We start from the raw sequence: 749 nt of genomic DNA on the forward strand, positions 1-749 counted from the left end.
ATCGCTATGAAGCTGCTTTAGATGAAAAATCGAACGCCTTTTATCAAGCCCTTTATCAAGAAGAAATCTTACCTTGTCTGAAAGAAGAACAGCAATCCGACGGATTGACGAGCCATCAGCTGGAAGAAATCGCTCATCATTTAGAAGCGGAGTTACAGGAAACAGAAGAACAATTACAGGATGAAAAACAGAAAGACAAACAGAGCCAATTCAAGAGAAAACGAAGAACCTATAAAAAATATCTGCGAAAAGTTCAAGCAGACTACCTGCCAAGAAAACAAAAATATGAAGCGTATAACCGCCTTTTTCAAGAACGAAATAGCTTTTCTAAAACAGATACCGACGCCACATTTATGCGAATGAAAGACGATTACATGCGTAACGGACAGTTAAAACCAGGCTACAATTTACAAATCGCAACAGAAAATCAGTACGTCTTAGCGTATGATTTATTCCCAAATCCAACCGATACAAAAACCTTAAATCCGTTCTTAGATAGCTTTTTAGAGCAACACAAGGAATTACCCGAATATATTGTGGCGGATGCCGGTTATGGTAGTGAAGAAAATTATATGTATATCCACGATATATTAGACAAGACACCGTTGATTACCTATGGTGGCTATCATAAAGAAACCAAAAAGAAAAACAAAGACAATCCTTTTATCGTTGAAAACTGGCGCTATCTTGAAGAAGAAGATACCTATATTTGTCCTGCCCATCGGGCAGTTCCTTTCAAACAATACAGT

At 37.7% G+C, this 749-nt stretch carries 1 protein-coding gene; it reads left to right on the top strand.

The window, feature by feature from the left end; all coding sequences use genetic code 11:
• The coding region (locus AC1Z3K_RS18605; RefSeq protein ID WP_461733565.1) for a transposase at positions 1-749 on the top strand (749 nt) is incomplete at both ends.

Source organism: Enterococcus sp. LJL128 (assembly GCF_056924295.1).